This window comes from Actinoallomurus sp. NPDC052274, from assembly GCF_040679475.1.
Taxonomy (GTDB): Bacteria; Actinomycetota; Actinomycetes; order Streptosporangiales; family Streptosporangiaceae; genus Actinoallomurus; species Actinoallomurus liliacearum.
Window position 1 is genome coordinate 1 of sequence record NZ_JBFAUT010000108.1, and the last position, 16,183, is coordinate 16,183.

The window sequence follows — 16,183 nt, forward strand, 5'->3', positions numbered from 1 at the left end:
CGCGCCGGCGCGCAGCGCCTCCGCCGCGCGGTCGGCGGCCCGGCGGGAGCGGTACAGGCGGGCCCGGCCCTCGACGGTCTCCGCGGAGCGCACGACGACCGGGAGCGGCTCGACGACGACCGGGCCGAGGCGCCGGGACCGCCACAGCGCCACCAGGACCACGGCGATCACGACCTGCAGCAGGCCGAGCCGGACGCCGAACGGGACGAGTTCGAAGAACGACTTGTGCCCGCCGCTGCCCGGCGCCGGCAGGTCCGGCATCAGCCAGACGGCGCCGCTCCGGGACCCGATGAGGTTCATGGCCAGGGCGGCGTTGCCGTGTTCGGCGAGGTGCTCGTTCGTGAGCGGGCGGGCCGAGCCGAGGACGGTGACGGTCGCGCCGCCCACCGGCAGCTGCACCAGCCCCGCCTCGTCGCCGGAGAGGTAGCACTTCGTGGCCTCGCCGGGCGCCGTGTAGGTGGTCGCGCCGAGGAAGTCGGCGTTCCCGGCGTACGCGGCGGCGGGCAGGGTGCAGCCGGGCTCGGGGGTGCCCCACGCGGCGCCGGACGCCTCGACGCCCGGGGCCAGCGCGTTCAGCGTCTCGCTGGACGGAGTGACCAGGAGGCGGTCGCCGGGCGCGCTCCGGAGGGCGGTCAGGTCGGCGGCGACGAGGCGTTCGGAGCGGACGACGACGAGGACGGCGTCGGGCTGGGCGCGCAGGCGCTCGGCGGCGTCGGCGGCCGTGTGCACGACGGTCACGGGCGTGCCGTGCTGCCGGGTGATCTCCGCGAGGGCGCGGGCGCCCTGCTGGCCGGGCGAGTCCGGGTCGAGGGTCTCCGAGCCGGTGCGCGGGCGCATCAGGGCGAGCAGCACCCCGAGGACCAGCAGGGCGAGCACCGCGACGAGGATGCCGCGGGACCGCTGCCAGCGGTGCCGCGCGACCTGTCCGGCGGTGGCCGGCTCACCGACCGGCGGAGCCTGCAACGTCGTCATGAATCCTCCTTCGTCGGAGGAGTGACCAGGTCGCTGTGCTTGCCGATTCCCTCGCTGCGCTCGGTCATGACACGCCTTCGAGCGGGACGGGGCGCGCGTTGCGCAGCCGGTTGTCGAGGTCGACGAGCGTCCGGTAGCCGGCCGCGTCGCCGTCCCGGCCGCCGTACCAGACGTCGTCGAACAGCCGTACGCCGGAGGCGAGGGCGTCGGCGTGGTCGGGCAGCGCCGTCCCCGCCTCGGCGGCCAGTTCGTCGGCGGTCCGGCCGGGCCGGGGCGGGACGATCGCCCGCTCCTCGAGGTCGCGGGCGATGGCGCGGAGGCGTTCGCGGATGGCCTCGGGCCACTCGCCGGTGGCGGCGTGGCGTTCGGCCGTGGCGCGGTGGTCCTCGGCCGTGGCGACCGACTCGCCGAGCAGGGACCGGGGCCCGGCGGCGTTGCGGCGCACGCTGCCGATCCGCCACCAGACTGCGGCGACCACCAGCGCGAAGATGAGCAGCAGGACGAGATAGCCGAGCCAGCCGCCGCCGGTTCCGCCGCCTCCGACGTCGGTCGCGCGGTGGTACAGGGCGTTGAGCCAGTCACCGATCTTGTTCAGGATGCGCTCGAAGAACGACGGGTCGTCCTGGTGGTACATCCGCTTCTCGAGCTCGCGGCGGGCCAGCTCGCGCGCGGGGTCGCGGGCGATCGGCGGACCGCCTCCGTAATGAAGCGGCGGCGTCATCGGTGCCATCCCGGAGGCGGCGGAGGCGGGGGCGGAGGGGCCACGAAGGACGGGCGCGGCGTCTTCGGCTGGGGACCCGACCCGGCGGCCGTGAGCGGGCCGGGCAGCCAGGCGGCGAGCGGGTCGTCCGACGGCTCGAGCTGCGACTCCAGGTCGAACGCCTCGCGCCGCATGCGCCGGTCGGCGTAGATCAGCGTGATCACTCCGGCGTTGAACGGATTGACGAGAGTACCGGCGATGACGCGGCCCACCCCGCCGACCGCGATGGCGGCCACGAGCAGCCAGCCGTGCGGATCCTTGTCGAAGACGAGGATGATCTGCTGCGCGACCGCGAACGGCACGGGCAGCACCAGGAACTCGACGAAGAACGTGATGACCAGCGCCAGGGTGAGCACGCCCATCATCCGCCACCAGCGGCCGCGCACGATCTCCGCCGAGCGGCGGAGCGCGGCACGGACGCCCCGGCGCTCGAGGACGGCGATGGGGGCGGCGAGGGCGAACCAGACGTAGCCGACGACCATCAGCGCCAGCGCCAGCGGCACGCCGAGGACGGCCGTGAGGGCCTGCAGGCCCGTGGGCGCGTGGGCGAGGACCGACGCGACGAGCGGGGCGAGGGGGAGCGCGATGGCGAGGAGCACGATCGCGAGGACGGCCGTCGCGGTGCCGATGAGGCGGCCCTTGACGGCGCGCGCGTCGCGGCAGGCCTGCCCGAACGAGGTGGCACGGCCCAGCAGCGTGCGCCCCATGACGGGGGCGAGGAGACCGCTGAGCAGCAGCACGACGTACGCGGTGAGGAACAGCCCGACGACGGACGTCATGGACGCCGGCCCGAGGGTGCGGACGAGGTCCGCGGGGCTGTCGACGTTGGTGCGGAGCCGGCCGCCGAGCGCGATGAACTGCACGGCCGTGACGATCACCTGGACGATGCCGGTGAGGATCGCCGACAGGCCGAGCGCGGCGCGCGGGCTGCGGCGGACGTAGGTGATCGCCCCGTCGAGGAGCTCGGAGACGCCGAGCGGCCGCAGCGGGATCTCCGTCTCGAGGATGTCCTCCGCGGCGGCGGGGGGAGCCGGCGGCGGTGCCACCGCGTCGGCGCCATCGGTTTCGGGCATGGCGGAGCCCGGAGACGCCCAAGCTCCCGCGTCGGTCATCGCCTGCTCCCCGCCCGCCGATTACCCGGCCAATCCTGCCATGCGGTGAGAGTACGGGTGATCGACCGCCGCCGTCCGCTCGATCCGGTGACCGTCCGTCCGTGCTGAGGCAGACTGAGGGATATGGACGTGTTGCGGTGGATCGACCCGCCCGAGGGGCCCGCGCTGCTGCTGCTGGACCAGACCCGGCTGCCGGGGGAGGAGACCGCCCTGGTCTGCCGTGACGTCCCCGCGATCGTCGCCGCGATCAAGGACCTCGCCGTCCGCGGGGCCCCGCTGCTCGGGATCGCCGCCGGGTACGGCGTCGCGCTGGCCGCCGTGCTCGGCGAGGACGTCGCGGCGGCGGCGCGTACCCTCGCCGGCGCCCGGCCGACCGCGGTCAACCTCGCCAGGGGCGCCGAGCGGGTCCTCCGGGCCCACGAGGAGGGGCGTTCGGCGCTGTCGGAGGCGCACGCGATCGCGGCCGAGGAGGCGGAGTTCTCGGCGCGGATGGCCACGCACGGCCTGGAGCTGGTCCCGGACGGCGGCCGGGTCCTCACGCACTGCAACACCGGAGCCCTCGCGGCGGGCGGTGACGGCACCGCGCTGGGCGTCGTGCTCGCCGCGCACCGCGCCGGGCGGCTCAAGATGCTGTGGGTCGACGAGACCCGCCCCCTCCTGCAGGGCGCCCGGCTGACGGCGTACGAGGCGGCGCGGCACGGGATGCCGCACACCCTGCTGCCGGACGGCGCGGCCGCCTCCCTGTTCGCCGCCGGGGAGGTCGACCTGGTCGTGCTGGGCGCCGACCGCATCGCCCGGGACGGCAGCGTGGCCAACAAGGTCGGGACGTACTCCCTCGCCGTGCTGGCCCGCCACCACGGCGTGCCGTTCGTGGTGGTCGCGCCGACGAGTACCGTCGATCTGACCGCGCGAACGGGGGCCGACATCCCGATCGAACTACGTGATCCGGGAGAAGTCACCACGATCGCCGGACAACCTACGGCGCCGTTCGGGAGTCCTGTCTACAATCCGGCCTTTGATGTGACTCCGGGCGACCTGGTGACCGCCATCGTCACCGAGCGTGGGGTCATCTCGCCGGTGAACGAAGGTACGCTGGCTGCTCTGGGCGACCGCCTCCGATAACGCGACGATGAGGGCTCATGAAGGGACGCGTGCTGGTCGTCGATGACGACCTGGCTCTGGCCGAGATGCTCGGCATCGTGCTCCGCGGCGAAGGCTTCGAGCCGTCGTTCGTGCACGACGGTGACAAGGCGCTCGAGGCATTCCGGGAGACCCGGCCCGACCTCGTGCTGCTTGACCTGATGCTCCCCGGCATCGACGGGATCGACGTCTGCCGTCAGATCCGCGCCGAGTCCGGCGTGCCGATCGTGATGCTGACCGCCAAGAGCGACACGGTCGACGTCGTTCTCGGCCTCGAGTCCGGCGCCGACGACTACATCGTCAAGCCGTTCAAGCCGAAGGAGCTGGTGGCGCGGGTGCGCGCCCGGCTCCGCCGGACCGACGACCCGACGCCGGAGCTGCTGCAGATCGGCGACATCTCGATCGACGTGGCGGGCCACTCGGTGAAGCGGGCGGACCGGCACATCCCGCTGACGCCGCTGGAGTTCGACCTGCTCGTCGCGCTGGCCCGCAAGCCGCGCCAGGTCTTCACCCGCGAGGTGCTGCTCGAGCAGGTGTGGGGCTACCGCCACGCCGCCGACACCCGGTTGGTGAACGTCCACGTGCAGCGGCTGCGCGCCAAGATCGAGAAGGATCCCGAGCATCCGGAGATCGTCGTGACCGTGCGCGGCGTCGGTTACAAGGCGGGGCCGGCGTAGCGGCCAGGCCTCCCGACTCCCCCGATCAGTCCATGAACAGATGGCCGACGCTGCCGTCGGCGGCCCGCCGTGGCCTGCGCCCGATCCGCCGTTACGCCCGCGCGGTGGTGCGCCGGGCGTACGTCGGCTGGCGGCGGTCGCTGCAGGCCCGCGTCGTGACGACGACCCTCCTCGTGTCCGGTCTGGTCGTCGCGGTGCTCGGCGTCTTCCTGATGCAGCAGATCACCAGCGCGCTGCTGGAGGCCAAGGAGCGGGCGGCGCTGCTCCAGCTGGACGAGGGCGTGGGCGTGGCCCAGGGCCGGCTGGCCAGCGCCGGCACGGACGACTCCGACGACACCAAGAGCACGCTCAACGGGATCGTCACCACGCTCGCCCACCGGAGCGGGCCGTCCGGCCTGTACGAGGTGATCATCCTCGACCGGGACGACCCGGGCAGCGTCGGGTTCAGCTCCAACTGGATCCGGCTGAAGAGCGTCCCGGCCGTGCTGATGCAGCAGGTCGAGTCATCCGACGGGAGCGATCCCTACCGCACCTACGGCATGCTGACGTACGACGACGGCTCGTCCAAGCCGGGCTTGATCGTCGGCAAGAAGGTCAGCCGGTATCAGCTGTACTACCTGTTCCCGCTGACGCAGGAGCGGCAGAGCCTGGAGGTCGTCCAGCAGACCATCCTCGGCGTCGGCGCGGCGCTCGTCCTGCTCCTCGCCGCGATCGCCTCGATCGTCACGCGCCAGGTGGTCATTCCGGTGCGGATGGCGGCCCAGGCGGCCGAGCGGCTGGCGGCCGGGCGCCTCGAGGAGCGGATGAAGGCACGCGGCGAGGACGACCTGGCCCGGCTCGCGACCTCCTTCAACGACATGGCCGCGAACCTGCAGGAGAAGATCGTCCAGCTCCAGGAGCTGTCGCAGGTGCAGCGCCAGTTCGTCTCCGACGTCTCCCATGAGCTGCGCACCCCGCTGACCACGGTCCGGATGGCGGCCGAGGTGCTGTACGAGTCGCGGGAGGACTTCGACCCGATGGCCGCCCGCTCCGCCGAACTGCTGCAGAGCCAGCTCGAACGCTTCGACGGGCTGCTGGCCGACCTGTTGGAGATCAGCCGGTACGACGCCGGCGCCGCGACCCTCGACATCGAGCCGATGGACGTCCGCGAGCTGGTGCTGCGGTCGGTCGGCTACGCCGAGGACCTGGCCGAGCGCAAGGGCAGCAAGATCATCCAGCAGCTCCCGGCCGAGGCGACCATGGCCGAGGTCGACCGCCGCCGCGTCGAGCGCATCCTGCGCAACCTGCTGGTCAACGCGGTCGAGCACGGCGAGGGCAAGGACATCGTCATCAGCGTCGCCGCCGACCGGGACGCCGTCGCGATCGCCGTCCGCGACCACGGCTGCGGCCTGCGGCCCGGTGAGGCGAACATGGTCTTCGACCGGTTCTGGCGCGCCGACCCGGCGCGCGCCCGTACGACGGGCGGCACCGGCCTGGGATTGTCGATCTCGATGGAGGACGCCGAGTTGCACGGCGGCTGGCTGCAGGCGTGGGGTGAGCCGGGCCAGGGATCGCAGTTCCGGCTGTCGCTGCCCCGGGTGGCGGGGACGGAGCTGCGCGGGTCGCCGCTGCCGCTGGTGCCGCCGGAGATCGAGCTGCAGCGGGCGCCGTACGCCGAACTGGAACTGGAGGCGGACGCATGAGGCCCCGGCTCGCGACGGCCGCCCTCATGGCCCTGCTGGCGCTCCTGGCGGGCGGCTGCGTCGGCGTCCCGCAGGGCGGCCGGGTGCTGCGCGGGAACGCCGGCGGCGCCGAGCAGCCGGTCGACGATCCGTACGTCCGCATCATCCCGGTCGGGCCGGAACGCGACTGGGCTCCGATCTCGATCGTCGAAGGTTTCCGCACCGCCTCCTCCAGCTTCGACGGGCCGAACGGCGACCACCAGGTCGCCCGGTCCTACCTCGCCTGCCCGTCCTGCTGGCGGCCGGGCGTCGCGGCGATCGTCTACGACAAGCTCGACCCCCCGACGTACGAGCAGAACGGCCCCACCCAGGCGACGGTCACCCTGCAGGGCAGCCAGCTCGGCCGGATCGGCGCCGACGGGCAGTACATCGCGGACGCCGTCGATTTCAAAGAGATCTTCCACCTGCGCCGGGACGCCCAGCGGCAGTGGCGCATCACCGAACCCCTCCCGCCCGAGGGGCTCCTGCTCAGCCGGGACGACGTCACCCGCGCCTTCCGGACCCTGGACCTGTACTTCTTCGCGCCCGACTCCCAGACGCTCGTGCCGAATCCGGTGTTCATCCCGCTCGTGAGCCGGTCCTGGCTCCCCACACAGTTGGTGAAGCAGCTGATCAGCGGGCCCACGACCTGGCTCAAGAGCGCCCTCGTACGCTCGGCGTTCCCGGCCGGCACCGGCCTGCGCCGGCTGCAGATCAGCGGGGGCGTGGCCACGGTCGACCTGACCCGCCAGGCCCGCGCCGGCGACCTGCGCGGCATGTCGATCCAGCTGATCTGGACGCTCCGGCAACTCCGCGAGGTCCAGCGGATGCAGCTGAAGATCGACGGCAAGCCGGTCCAAGTGCCCGGCATCAGCGGAAGGCTGCAGTCGATCCACGACTGGGACGCCTACAACCCCAACGGCAGCGGCGAACCGCAGCAGGCCTACGTCCGGCTCGTCGACGGACGCCTCGGCCGGCTGGACAACGACCGGGCGCAGTCCGTGCCGCTCAAGGTCCAGGTCGGCCATCCCGCGATCTCCTACGACCACCGGCAGGTCGCCTCCCTGAACGCGGCGGCGAACACGGTCACCGTCACCGACCTGGTCGGCGGCGCCGTCCGCGCGACGATGCGGGCCACCTCGAAGGGCGGCAGATTCACCCCGCCGTCCTGGGACTCGCGCGGGAACGTCTGGGTGGTCGAGTCGACCGCGAGCGGCTCCCGCCTCTGGATCATCGAGGGCGGCACCCGGCCCGTCGCGGTGGACGGCTGGGCGCTCGTCCAGTACCCCGCCAAGGCGCTGCGCGTCTCCCGGGACGGCACCCGCGCCGCGGTCATCGTCAAGGCGGACAACCGCTGGCAGGTCCAGCTCGGCCGGGTCGACCGCGCCCCGTCCGGCGGGCTGCAGGCGGAGGGGTTCATCTCGATCAGCTCGGAGCTGCAGAGCGCCATCGACCTGGCGTGGAGCACCACCGACCATCTCGCCGTCATCGGCATGACGAACGGGAACCCGTCGCCGTCGCTGTTCGACGTGCCGGTGAGCGGTGCCCCGATCCAACCCATGATCGGCCCGGGCGGGGAGATGACCACGGTCACGGCCTCGCCCGGCTCACCACTGCTGGTCACCCAGCGCGTCTCCCCGGGGGACAAGACCCTCAACGTCTGCCGGCTCAGTGACCGGTACGACGACTGGAAGTGCGTCAACGGCACGTCCGACCCCGCCTACCCCGGCTAGCGCCGTACTCCGCGTGCCCGGCCGGCGCCGTACCACGGGCACCGGCCGGCGGGCGGCGGACCGCGTCGTCCACAGGGCGGGGGACGGGGCTGGCGGGCCGGAGAGGCGCACCGGCAGGCTACGGCCGTGGGACTCCTCAGCGCCGCCCTCGACCTCGTGCTGCCCCAGCGGTGCGCCGGCTGCGGCCGGGCCGACGGTCTCCTGTGCTCCGCCTGTGCCGCCCTGCTGCGGGGTCCGGCGGAGGTTCGCCCGCCCCGGCCCACGCCGCCCGGCCTGCCGCGGCCCTGGTCCGTCGCCGCCTACACCGGCGCGGTCCGGCAGCTGATCGTGGCGCACAAGGAGCGCGGGCGTACCGGCCTGGCCCGGCCCCTCGGCTCCTGCCTCGCCACGGCCGTCCTGGCGGCGGCGGAGGACGCCACGGGCCCTGTCCTGCTCGTCCCGGTGCCCTCCTCGCGGGCGTCGGTACGCCGCCGGGGGCACGATCCGACGCTCCGCATCGCGCTGGCCGCCGCCCGCGAGGCCGCCCGGCAGGGCGCGGCGGTGTCGGTCGCGCGGGTGCTCGCGCACCGGCGCCGGGTCGCGGACCAGTCCGGGCTCACGGCGGCGGACCGGGCCGCCAATCTCGCGGGCGCGCTCACCGTGCGGCGCGACGTGCGGGACACGCTGGTGATCGTGGTCGACGACGTGATCACCACCGGGGCGACGCTCGCCGAGGCCGCCCGCGCCCTGCGGTCGGGCGGCGCGCGGGTCCGGGCGGCCGCGGTCGTGGCGGCGACACGCCGGTACGGTGACGGCGGAGAACGGAGTGAGATCGGTCACTATACGTAGCCGATTACAGGCGGGCCCTCTCCGCGTGGCAGGGACTCGCGGAGAGCGCCATCGGCGTCCTGTTCGGCCCGAAACGCGACGTCCCGGGCGCGGCAGCGGTCCGCGAGGCCCGTGCGGACGCGCGTTTCGCCCGGTCGGCGGCGGATGGCCGCGCCGTTCCGGCGGCCGAACGGGAGGGCCGAAACGGCGTCCGTTCATGACTATCCGTGGTTTTCTCCGTCACACCCCCCTGACATTCGCCCGGAGAGGGGTTAGCGTTCCTCACATGACACCCGCCCGGGTCCGTGGTTGCGCCGAGCCTCTACCGGCCCGGCAAGCCGATGCCAGCCGCAGGCGAAACGGCCCACGTAAGGCGACTTTTCGTCGACCGATCACGGTGCGGCTTAGAGGTAAGTCCTGCCTCGCCGGGGGATCAGATGTCCTCCGGACCGGGAGAAGGGGAGTAGTGGCGAGAGCGCCGCGAGACCCTCAGCAGGCGGATGTGGGGACGAAGACCAGGTCGGCCGGGCGGGTGTTGTCCCCTAGGGGTCCGGCGACCCACGACCGGATCCGAACCATCTACCGAGCCCGGCGTTCCCGTCGCTGACAGGTCAGTGACCGGGGAGGAGGGGGGTCCCCCGTGGAAATCATCGTCAAGGGTCGCCACACGGACGTGAGCGACCACTTCCGCCGTCACGTGGACAGCAAGATCGCGAAAGTCGAGAAGCTGGACCCGAAGGTCATGCGGATCGACGTCGAAGTCTCCCAAGAACGCAATCCCCGCCAGTCGTCGCGCCGAGAGCGCGTCGAGCTCACCATCCACTCGCGCGGGCCGGTGATCCGGGCCGAGGCCGCCGCGGACGATCGGAACGCGGCGCTCGACATGGCGATCGGCAAGCTCGAGGCCCGGCTCCGCCGCTCGTCCGACCGGCGCAAGCCGCACGGCGGCCACGGACGCGAGCGCCTCGCGATGGCCCTCGCCCCCGAGACCGTGGAGCCGACCGGCACCGCCACTCCCCTGGCGGAGCCAACGGAGGAGACCCGGGACACCTGGCGTGACGAGGCCCGGGCGGAGGCCGAGAAGGGCATCGTCCCCATCCCGATGGAGGGGGAGGGGCCGCTCGTGGTGCGCGAGAAGTCGCACAAGGCCCAGCCCATGACGATCGACCAGGCGCTCTTCGAGATGGAGCTGGTCGGCCACGACTTCTTCCTCTTCCGGGACAAGGACTCCGGTGACGCAAGCGTCGTCTACCGGCGGCGAGGATGGGACTACGGCGTCATCCGTCTCGCCGAAGAGTGACCTCCCGCTTGCGCCGCGCCACCGGCTCGACCACTCTGGACTCGTAAGCGTTCCGCGGTGGGACGCCCATGACTCCCCGAGCTTGCTCTCAGCCCCGCGACACGCCCAGGATGTTGATCATGGGCAGGCGCACCGTTTGGAGGGAAAGTTGAGCGAGACCCCCGAGACTCGCGGCGCGGTCGCCGGTGATCCCATCCGCGTGCTGATCGTCGACGACCACGCGCTGTTCCGCCGTGGTCTGGAGATGGTGCTCGAGGATGAGGACGGCGTCGAGGTCGTCGGGCAGTGCGGCGACGGCCAGGAGGCGGTCGAGCAGGTGGGCGACCTGCTGCCGGACGTCGTGCTCATGGACATCCGGATGCCGCGCCGCGGTGGCATCGAGGCGTGCACCGCCATCAAGGACCAGGTGCCGAGCGCCAAGATCGTGATGCTGACGATCAGCGACGAGGAGGAGGACCTCTTCGAGGCGATCAAGGCCGGCGCCACCGGTTACCTGCTGAAGGACGTCTCGATCGACGAGGTCGCCGACGTGGTCCGCGCGGTCCACGACGGCCAGTCCTTCATCAGCCCGTCGATGGCGTCCAAGCTGATCACCGAGTTCGCCGCGCTGGCCAAGCGCGGCGAGGAGCGGCAGCAGCAGGTCCCGGCGCCCAAGCTCACCGATCGGGAGATGGAAGTGCTCCGTCTCGTCGCCCGGGGCCTGGGCAACCGGGAGATCGCCAAGGAGCTGTTCATCTCCGAGAACACCGTGAAGAACCACATCCGCAACATCCTCGAGAAGCTCCAGCTGCACTCGCGGATGGAGGCGGTGGTCTACGCGGTGCGCGAGAAGCTGCTGGAGATCAGCTGACCGGAGCCGTAGCAGTGCCCGCGACCGGCCGACCGCGAGCCGTAGCAGTGCCCGCGACCGGCCGGCCGCAGGCCACGGCAGGACTCGCGACCGGCCGACCGCGGGTCGCGGCAGTGCGGAAGATCGACTGACTGCGGGCCGCGGCAGTGCGGGAGATCGGCCGGCCGCGGGCCGCGGCGGGCTGGTTCAGGACCGCGCCGCGGGGGACGGGCCGAGCCCCGTCTCCTGCAGCGCGGCGCTCAGCAGCGAGGCGAGCTCGGGCGGGTCGAGCCTCTCCACGCGTACGGCGTCGCACCCGACCCAGGCGGCGGCCGCCACCAGCGCGTCGGCCAGCCGGGCCACCGCACTCTCCGCGCGCGCGGGGGTGCTCACCGCCCCCGGCTCGAGCGACGCCTTGCGGACGACGAGCGTGCTGCCCTCGCGCGCCGGGTCGGCGCGGCCGATGAGCCGCCCGCCCGCCAGGAGCGGCATCGTGAAATAGCCGTGCACGCGCTTGGCGCGGGGGACGTACGCCTCCAGCCGATGGTCGAAGCCGAACACCCGCTGGGTGCGCTTGCGGTCCCAGACGAGCGAGTCGAAGGGCGACAGCAGCGTGGTGCGGTGCCGGCCGCGCGGCGGCGCCTCGAGAGCTTCCGGATGCGCCCAGGCGGCGCTCCGGCCCGCGCCGTTCCCGTTGGTCCAGCCGGCCACCGTCACCGGGACCAGCCCGGCGGCCTCGACGACCGCGTCCACGTCCTCACCCCGGACACGGACGTAGTCGGCGAGGTCCGCCCTGGTCGCGACGCCCAGTGCCCGGGCGGCGCGCCGGACGAGCGCCGTGAGGCACTCGGCGTCGTCGAGGTCGCGGGCCCGCAGCTCGGCGGGGACGGCCCGCTCCGGCAGGTCGTACACGCGCCGCCAGCCGACCCGCCGGGTGCAGACGACGTCCCCGGTGGCCAGCAGAAACTCGGCGGCGATCTTCTCGTCGGTGCGGTCGAACCACTCACCGCCCTTCTTCGCGCCGCCGAGGCCCGTCACGGTGAGCGGACCCTCGGCGCGGAGCCGGGCCAGGACGTCCGCGCAGACCTTCTCCGGCGTGCGGTGCCAGTGCCGGCCCCGCCGGCGGTAGGCGCGGCGGCGGAAGGCGTACAGCGGCCAGTCCTCGATCGGCAGCACGCAGGCGGCGTGCGACCAGTACTCGAAGGCGGCGGTCCCGTCCCAGTAGGCCCGCTCGACGCTCGTGCGCCCGACCGGGCCGAGCCGGGCGTAGGCGACCAGCTCGTGCGAGCGGGCGAGCACGGAGATCGTGTCGAGCTGGACCGCGCCGAGATGGCGGAGCGCGCCGAGCGCCCGGCGCGCGTCCGGGTCGCCGCGCAGGTCCCGGGTCGGGGCGGGCGCGACCCGCCCGATGAGGCCCTGGGCGTACAACTGGATCCGGCGCGCCTCGTCGGCGGTCAGCTCGTGCGTCGGCATGGCCCGATCGTAGGGGCCGACACCGACAAAACGGTTATGCGGGTTGAGCGATCCGGAAATGCCGATGGGCCCGCTCGGCCGGGGTCGGCTCGGACGGGCCCTGCGATCGGAATGTGACTGAAACGTGACCGGAAGCGGTGCCGCCACGCCCGGAACGGAGGCCGGCGGACGGCCGCTCGCTCCGCGCGCGGCCGGGGACCGCGGCGGTCGCTCAGCCGTGGGGGTGCGTCGTCTGCGGGTCGGTGGCGGTCGCGGGGCCCTCGATGCCCGCGGCGCGAGCGTGCAGCACGGCCGGGTGGGACTCCTCCGCGATGACCCGCGGGGCGTCGATGATGACGTCGTCGAAGATGCGGACGATCAGCCCGATGACACCGCCGACCGCGACGATGCCGACACCGGTCCAGAAGAGCCACCACGACGGTCCGCTGACCATCGCGACGCCCCCGACACCGAAGCCGATCCACATCACGACGACCGCGACCCACGAGCTGAGGCGGCCTCCGTGAGAACTGCCGGCCATGTGTTTTCCTCCCAGGGGCATCTGCGTCCGTCCCCGAACGCGGTCCAACGTTGAGCGTGTGGTGCGGTTCCTCGCAGCGTCAACGATAAACCCGGGGCTTACGGCCCCTGCGGCCGAGTCCCGTGATATCGAGGTGGTCCCGCTGTACGGTTGGACTCGCCTACGATGACACCGTACGGGTCGTGTATGCGCCGTCGGACATGACCCCCGGCGATTCCACGAATGGTTCGAGGAGCTTCCGAGAGTGCCAGTAGTCATCGACAAGATCCTTCGCGCTGGCGAAGGCAAAGTTCTGCGCAAGCTCAAGCGGATCGCCGACCAGGTCAACTCCATCGAGGAGGACTTCGTCGACATGAGCGACGCCGAGCTGCGCGCGCTCACCGAGACGTACAAGGAGCGCCTGGCCGACGGCGAGACGCTCGACGATCTGCTTCCCGAGGCGTTCGCGACCGCCCGCGAGGCCGCCAAGCGCACGCTGGGCCAGCGCCACTTCGACGTGCAGATCATGGGCGGCGCCGCCCTCCACATGGGCAACATCGCCGAGATGCGCACCGGTGAGGGCAAGACCCTGACCTGCGTGCTGCCCGCCTACCTCAACGCGCTGTCCGGCAAGGGCGTCCACGTCGTCACGGTCAACGACTACCTGGCCAAGCGCGACGCCGAGTGGATGGGCCGCGTGCACCAGTTCCTCGGCCTCGAGGTCGGCGTGATCCTGGCCGACATGACGCCGGAGGAGCGCCGTAAGGCGTACGCCGCCGACATCACGTACGGCACGAACAACGAGTTCGGCTTCGACTACCTGCGCGACAACATGGCCTGGAGCCTGGACGAGTGCGTCCAGCGTGAGCACAACTTCGCGATCGTGGACGAGGTCGACTCGATCCTCATCGACGAGGCGCGGACCCCGCTGATCATCTCCGGCCCGGCCGAGCAGAACTCCAAGTGGTACGTCGAGTTCGCCAAGATCGTGCCGCGGCTCAAGCGCGCGACCGACGGCCCGGAGGGCGAGGACGGCGACTACCAGGTCGACGAGAAGAAGCGCACGGTCGGCATCCTGGAGTCCGGCGTCGAGAAGGTCGAGGACTGGCTCGGCATCGACAACCTGTACGACTCGGTCAACACGCCGCTGGTCAGCTTCCTGAACAACGCGCTGAAGGCCAAGGAGCTGTACAAGAAGGACAAGGACTACATCGTCAACAACGGCGAGGTCCTGATCGTCGATGAGTTCACCGGCCGCATCCTGCACGGCCGGCGCTACAACGAGGGCATGCACCAGGCCATCGAGGCCAAGGAAGGCGTGGCGATCAAGGACGAGAACCAGACGCTCGCCACGATCACCCTGCAGAACTTCTTCCGGCTGTACGACAAGCTCGGCGGCATGACCGGTACCGCCCAGACCGAGGCGGCCGAGTTCAACAAGATCTACAAGCTCGGCGTCATCCCGATCCCGACGAACAAGCCGATGATCCGCCGCGACGTCTCCGACGTGGTCTACAAGACCGAGCAGGCCAAGTTCGAGGCCGTCGTCGAGGACATCATGGAGCGGCACGAGAAGGGCCAGCCGGTCCTGGTCGGCACCACCTCGGTGGACAAGTCCGAGAAGCTCTCGCGGATGCTCAAGCGGCGCGGCATCAAGCACGAGGTGCTGAACGCCAAGTACCACGAGAAGGAGGCGATGATCGTCGCCGAGGCGGGCCGCAAGGGCGCCGTCACGGTCGCGACGAACATGGCCGGTCGAGGCACCGACATCACGCTCGGCGGCAACCCCGACCACATCGCGGACAAGGAGCTGCACGCCCGCGGCCTGTCCCCGCTCGAGACTCCGGAGGAGTACGAGAAGGCCTGGCCCGAGGCGATCGAGAAGGCCAAGAAGGCGGTCAAGGAGGAGCACGACGAGGTCAAGGAGCTCGGCGGCCTCTACGTCCTCGCGACCGAGCGGCACGAGTCGCGGCGCATCGACAACCAGCTTCGCGGCCGGTCCGGCCGGCAGGGCGACCCGGGCGAGTCCCGCTTCTATCTGTCGCTCGAGGACGACCTGATGCGGCTGTTCAACTCCGCCCGGGTCGAGGCGATCATGACCCGGCTGAACATCCCGGACGACGTGCCGATCGAGTCGAAGATCGTGTCGAACGCCATCCGGTCGGCCCAGCACCAGGTCGAGCAGCAGAACTTCGAGATCCGCAAGAACGTCCTGAAGTACGACGAGGTGCTGAACCGGCAGCGCAAGGTGATCTACGCCGAGCGCCGTCGCGTCCTCGAGGGCGCCGACCTGCACGAGCAGATCGTGCGCATGATCGACGAGGTCGTGGCCGGATACGTCACCGCGGCGACCGCCGAGGGCTTCCCCGAGGAGTGGGACCTCGACAAGCTGTGGAAGGCGTTCAAGCAGCTCTACCCGATCTCGGTCAGCTCCGAGGACCTCGTCGAGGAGGCGGGCGGCCAGGCCGGCCTGACCGCCGAGCTGCTCACCGAGAAGATCGGCGAGGACGCCCAGGCCGCGTACGAACGGCGCGAGGAGGAGCTCGGCGGGGAGGTGCTCCGCGAGCTGGAGCGCCGCGTCGTCCTGTCCGTCCTCGACCGCAAGTGGCGCGAGCACCTCTACGAGATGGACTACCTCCAGGAGGGCATCGGCCTGCGGGCGATGGCGCAGCGCGACCCGCTGGTGGAGTACCAGCGCGAGGGCTACGACATGTTCACCGCGATGCTCGAGGGCATCAAGGAGGAGTCGGTCGGCTACCTCTTCAACCTCGAGGTCGAGGTCGCCGAGGAGGAGCGAGCTCCGGGGGTGGCCGGTGTCGGCGAGGCTCCGGTCGAGCTGCCCGCGACCGGCGAGGAGACGCCGGAGATCGTCGCCAAGGGCCTGGAGGAGTCCGCCCGGCCGCAGACGCTCAACTACACGGCGCCGACCGTCGACGGCGAGGGCGGCGTGGAGACCCACAGCGAGAAGACCGAGGACGCGTTCGCCAACGTCTCGCGCAACGACCCGTGCCCCTGCGGCTCGGGCAAGAAGTACAAGCGCTGCCACGGCGACCCGAAGAACAGCAACGACTGACCGAAGACGGCCGAGGCGGATTCAAGGGGTCGTTGCAACACCGGTGATCAACTGGCTGTTGCCAGGAGCTTAGCGAGACGCTCGGCTGGGGTTTCCCAGCCGAGCGTT

The 16,183-nt window shown here is 71.9% G+C and carries 13 protein-coding genes; 8 read left to right on the forward strand and 5 right to left on the reverse strand.

What is annotated here, in order from left to right; all coding sequences use genetic code 11:
• The 3 genes from AB0K82_RS43415 to AB0K82_RS43425 all read right to left on the reverse strand — a co-directional run.
• Positions 1-972 (reverse strand): DUF4350 domain-containing protein (locus tag AB0K82_RS43415; RefSeq protein WP_364409284.1); only part of this gene is annotated, 972 nt, incomplete at its 3' end.
• A gap of 64 nt (positions 973-1,036) precedes the next feature.
• Positions 1,037-1,693, reverse strand: a complete 657-nt coding sequence (locus AB0K82_RS43420) for a DUF4129 domain-containing protein (protein WP_364409286.1) — start codon at positions 1,691-1,693, stop codon at positions 1,037-1,039.
• Positions 1,690-2,805 (reverse strand): hypothetical protein, encoded by a 1,116-nt coding sequence (locus AB0K82_RS43425; protein WP_364409288.1) that lies wholly within the window; start codon positions 2,803-2,805, stop codon positions 1,690-1,692. The genes AB0K82_RS43420 and AB0K82_RS43425 overlap by 4 nt, the downstream gene beginning before the upstream one ends.
• Positions 2,806-2,967: 162 nt before the next feature.
• Here AB0K82_RS43425 and mtnA point away from each other — a divergent pair, with 162 nt between their 5' ends.
• The 7 genes from mtnA (at position 2,968) to AB0K82_RS43460 (ending at position 11,051) form a co-directional block, all read left to right on the forward strand.
• Positions 2,968-3,966 carry an S-methyl-5-thioribose-1-phosphate isomerase gene (mtnA, locus tag AB0K82_RS43430; RefSeq protein WP_364409290.1) on the forward strand — a complete coding sequence of 333 codons (999 nt, stop codon included), beginning with the start codon at positions 2,968-2,970 and terminating at the stop codon, positions 3,964-3,966.
• 17 nt (positions 3,967-3,983) lie between these two features.
• Complete coding sequence (mtrA, locus tag AB0K82_RS43435) at positions 3,984-4,661, forward strand: MtrAB system response regulator MtrA (protein WP_252785371.1); 678 nt, start codon at positions 3,984-3,986, stop codon at positions 4,659-4,661.
• A gap of 32 nt (positions 4,662-4,693) precedes the next feature.
• Positions 4,694-6,343: an MtrAB system histidine kinase MtrB gene (gene mtrB / locus AB0K82_RS43440; RefSeq protein ID WP_364409292.1), complete on the forward strand. Its 1,650-nt coding sequence runs from the start codon at positions 4,694-4,696 to the stop codon at positions 6,341-6,343.
• A complete protein-coding gene (locus tag AB0K82_RS43445; RefSeq protein WP_364409294.1) occupies positions 6,340-8,094 on the forward strand; it encodes an LpqB family beta-propeller domain-containing protein in 1,755 nt (584 codons plus the stop codon). Before mtrB ends, AB0K82_RS43445 begins: the two co-directional genes overlap by 4 nt.
• A 126-nt stretch (positions 8,095-8,220) precedes the next feature.
• Entirely contained in the window at positions 8,221-8,922 is a 702-nt protein-coding gene (locus AB0K82_RS43450) for a phosphoribosyltransferase family protein (protein ID WP_364409296.1), read from the forward strand.
• 619 nt (positions 8,923-9,541) lie between these two features.
• Entirely contained in the window at positions 9,542-10,201 is a 660-nt protein-coding gene (gene raiA, locus AB0K82_RS43455; protein WP_364409298.1) for a ribosome-associated translation inhibitor RaiA, read from the forward strand.
• A gap of 148 nt (positions 10,202-10,349) precedes the next feature.
• On the forward strand, positions 10,350-11,051 hold the full coding sequence (locus AB0K82_RS43460) for a response regulator transcription factor (RefSeq protein ID WP_345353440.1): 702 nt from the start codon (positions 10,350-10,352) through the stop codon (positions 11,049-11,051).
• A 186-nt stretch (positions 11,052-11,237) separates the two neighbouring features.
• On the opposite strand, the gene AB0K82_RS43465 is transcribed toward AB0K82_RS43460, so the two are convergent.
• Together AB0K82_RS43465 and AB0K82_RS43470 are read right to left on the reverse strand one after the other, a co-directional pair.
• On the reverse strand, positions 11,238-12,503 hold the full coding sequence (locus AB0K82_RS43465; protein WP_364409301.1) for a crosslink repair DNA glycosylase YcaQ family protein: 1,266 nt from the start codon (positions 12,501-12,503) through the stop codon (positions 11,238-11,240).
• 211 nt (positions 12,504-12,714) lie between these two features.
• On the reverse strand, positions 12,715-13,023 hold the full coding sequence (locus AB0K82_RS43470) for an HGxxPAAW family protein (RefSeq protein WP_364409304.1): 309 nt from the start codon (positions 13,021-13,023) through the stop codon (positions 12,715-12,717).
• A 244-nt stretch (positions 13,024-13,267) separates the two neighbouring features.
• Here AB0K82_RS43470 and secA point away from each other — a divergent pair, with 244 nt between their 5' ends.
• On the forward strand, positions 13,268-16,075 hold the full coding sequence (secA, locus tag AB0K82_RS43475) for a preprotein translocase subunit SecA (RefSeq protein WP_364409307.1): 2,808 nt from the start codon (positions 13,268-13,270) through the stop codon (positions 16,073-16,075).
• Positions 16,076-16,183: the final 108 nt, after the last annotated feature.